At 64.9% G+C, this 2,991-nt stretch carries 3 protein-coding genes and 1 pseudogene; 1 reads left to right on the top strand and 3 read right to left on the bottom strand.

Translation table 11 applies throughout. The features are described from left to right. From EK403_RS18680 to EK403_RS18670, 3 genes and pseudogenes are all read right to left on the bottom strand, one after another. Positions 1–1,403 (bottom strand): annotated as a pseudogene (locus EK403_RS18680) (glycosyl transferase); the annotation flags it as partial. Positions 1,404–1,621: 218 nt separating this feature from the next. Next, positions 1,622–1,894 (bottom strand): hypothetical protein, encoded by a 273-nt coding sequence (locus tag EK403_RS18675; protein ID WP_128778979.1) that lies wholly within the window; start codon positions 1,892–1,894, stop codon positions 1,622–1,624. Positions 1,895–2,258: 364 nt separating this feature from the next. Then, positions 2,259–2,471 carry a cold-shock protein gene (locus tag EK403_RS18670; protein WP_128778978.1) on the bottom strand — a complete coding sequence of 71 codons (213 nt, stop codon included), beginning with the start codon at positions 2,469–2,471 and terminating at the stop codon, positions 2,259–2,261. 333 nt (positions 2,472–2,804) lie between these two features. On the opposite strand from EK403_RS18670, the gene EK403_RS18665 reads away from it, so the two are divergent. Then, positions 2,805–2,991: helix-turn-helix domain-containing protein (locus EK403_RS18665; protein WP_428979631.1), on the top strand; the 187-nt coding region annotated here is incomplete at its 3' end.

The raw sequence follows: 2,991 nt of genomic DNA, 5'->3' as shown, positions 1-2,991 counted from the left end.
CCCCAGCCGATGACCCGATTGACCAGCGCGGTCGCGACGTCGGTCGTGGGCACGGCCGCGAAGAGCGCGATGACGATCAGCCAGATCGGGCTGGCCCCGCCCGATCCAAGCGTCCACAGGGCGCCGCCGAGCAGCGCCGCCGCTACGATCAGGATGGCGCCGACATAGCCGCCGATGCCGAGCCGGACGCTGAACCGGTTGAAGCAGAGCCGGAGCGACGGTCGGAAGCCGATCGCCCGTTCGAGCGCAGGTCGGCCTTCCGCGATCAGGTGATATCCAGGATCCCTGACGCGTTCCGCGTCAAGGTCGCGCCCATCTTTCTCGGCGCGGGCCGCGGCGAGGGCCGCGTCCGCGACATCAAGCTCGGTGGCGGACGAGCCACGGGCGAGCTGCTCGATCGCGCTGCGGTAGAGGTTGCGGGTCGGAAAATCCATCCCCGCAAAGCTGCTTGCGCCGCGCAGTCGTTCGTCGACCAGGCTGACGCTTTCGAACAGCTCCGCCCAGTCGATGTCCGAGATCAGCCGCATGCTCGTGATGACGTTGCGGACGGTGACGTTCGACGCGCCTTGACGCTGCTGCGCGTGCTGCACCGCTTCGTCGATCGAGGACCCCTGAAGCTTCAGGCGCGCCTCGAGCCATTCGAGCGCTGGATTGGTCTGCGGATCATGATCGCGCATCCGCTTCGCGAGCTGGGCGGCGAACAGTTCGGAGATCGGCCCGGCTTCGCGAGCGCCGATGTCGGCGTCGAGCGCGGACCTGGCGCAGCCGGCGGCCAGAAGCCGGTCCGCAAGCCCCTCCGCGTCGGCGCGCGCGACGCGCGCGACGTCGATCTGGTCCGCGAGCCTCCGAAGGTTTTCGATCAGGACGATGCGCAGCGTGATGGCGACCGCCCAGAGCTCTCCGATGGTGAGGGGCTGGACGCGCTGATAGGCTGCGACGAAGCGGGCCAGAATCGCGGGATCGAAATAGCTGTCGGTGTGCGTGACATACGCCCAGGCGAGGCCGAACACGCGCGGATAGCCGACGAACGGGCCATCGGCGAGCTTCGGAAGCTGTCGGTAATAGCCGGGCGGCAGGTCTTCCCGGATATCCCGGATTTGATCTTCGACGAGGTGATAGTTGTCGAGCAGCCATTCCGCCGCCGGCGCGACGCCGCGCTCGCTTTCGAGTTCGGCGGCGCTCGCCTTGTAGGCCGCGAGCAGGACCGATGCGTTCTCGCCGAGACGCGACCGGAGCGAGCGGACCTGAGGCGGCCGATCGGTCACGCGCTGGGCTGCGGCAAGCGTTTCGGCGTGCTGCTCCAGACGCTCGGTTCCGAAGAGCTCCTGACGAACCGGTGAAATGTCGTTCCACGGCGGGGCGGCCCGGCGGCGCGCCACGAAGTTCTTAGCGTAAGCGAACATCTTCGCCTTTCCGGCCATGACTTGAAGGCGGTCCGCGCGTTCTGCCCGCCGGTCACGGAAGATCTTTCCAGACCTCAGTATGCGCCCGTGTTGATCCATCCGGCGATGAACAGCATCGCGACAATAAACGCCCCGACAGAGAGTGGGATCAGTCTTTCCATTACCCAGGACATGATGGCGGCTTTCGGTGGTGGATGGGGCTGCGTCTCGGACGCAGGTCAGGACGCGCGCGACGCCTTCCCGTCGGCCTCGAGAGCGGCCTCGAGATCGGCGCGATCAACGAGATGAGACTGGCTGAGCCCGCCGCGCACGGAGACCGCAGGCGTCTGCAGCAGCGTCGCGGTGCGCCGGTAGGCGCGAAACGAAACGCCCAGGATCTCCTCCTCGTCGATCATGACGCGGTAGGTTTCGGGCGGCTGAGGCCCGTCCAGCGCCCTGAGGCTGGAGGGGTGCTCGAACGCGACGGTCGATTCGGTGGTGCGCGTCGACACCAGCTCCGCCTCAGGACTTCTTGGGCTTGGGCGGCGTTCCGGACGACGCGGATATGCTTCGCATGAGCGTGGTCGGAACCGCGACAGGCTCTTTCGCCTTCTTGGGCTTCTTGGCTTCCTTGTTCCCGCGCCTTTGTGCTTTGGCCATTGCGCGTCGCTCCCGTGTTGGCCGGCCTTATCTCGGCCGGAAGAGAAGACCCCGCCGCCCGGAGGGCGACGGGGTCAAAGACGCTATGCGCCTCATCGGACCTGAAGCTGCGGCGCCGCCCCAAACGAAGTTCGCCAGTACATCCGTGGTCGACCTCGCATGACGGCGGCGCTTATCGCCGGCCTGCTCCGAGCTCAGAGCTGACCGGCGGCGCGATCAGGTCAGAACTTGCAGCCTGTCGGCCGACATCTTGCCGCTTTTGCGGTCGAGCACGAGCTCGAAACCAACTTTCTGACCTTCCTGCAGATCAGAGAGGCCGGCGCGCTCGATGGCGCTGATGTGCACGAAGGCGTCGGCGCCGCCGTCATCCTGCGCGATGAACCCGAAGCCCTTCTGGGCATTGAACCATTTCACTGTTCCCGAAGACATCGGAAACTCCTCTTCAAATAAAACCAACCATGTGCGCTCGCCCTCAGGCGGCGCTGTCGAATTTTTTTCTATTCTCTGGAAATAACAGTCAGCTTGCGAACGCTTTGTCGCGCCAGACAAATTATCCGCCTTTGAAATCGACGTCTTAAAATGCGCCTTTATCCTGACATTTACAAGGGCGATATATTTTCTTTTTGCACGTCAATAAATCCAGCGAGAACGCGTGTCGCGCTGCGATTCGGGTTCCGGTTGGTCTAAGAGCAGTTTCATGTTGCGCTGAATCGGGCGTTTTGATTCCACGGTTCCCGTTGAGGCGAGCCGTGGAGGACAGCGATGCCGGCGCCTTTGTCGCGGGATCTTCGGGAGCGGATCGTACGGGCTGTCGAGAGCGGCGCGTCGGCGCGCGCTGCGGCGGCGCGGTTTGACGTCAGCCCGTCCTCAGCCGTGAAGCTGATGCAGCGGGTGCAGGCGACGGGAAGCGTGGAGCCCGAGAAGTATGGCGGCTACCGCCGGCCGCTGC

The sequence above is a fragment of the Hansschlegelia zhihuaiae genome (genome assembly GCF_004103825.1).
GTDB classification, from domain to species: Bacteria; Pseudomonadota; Alphaproteobacteria; order Rhizobiales; family Methylopilaceae; genus Methylopila; species Methylopila zhihuaiae.
Note: the sequence above shows the minus strand (reverse complement) of the source record. Positions and strands in the feature narration are given on the sequence as shown.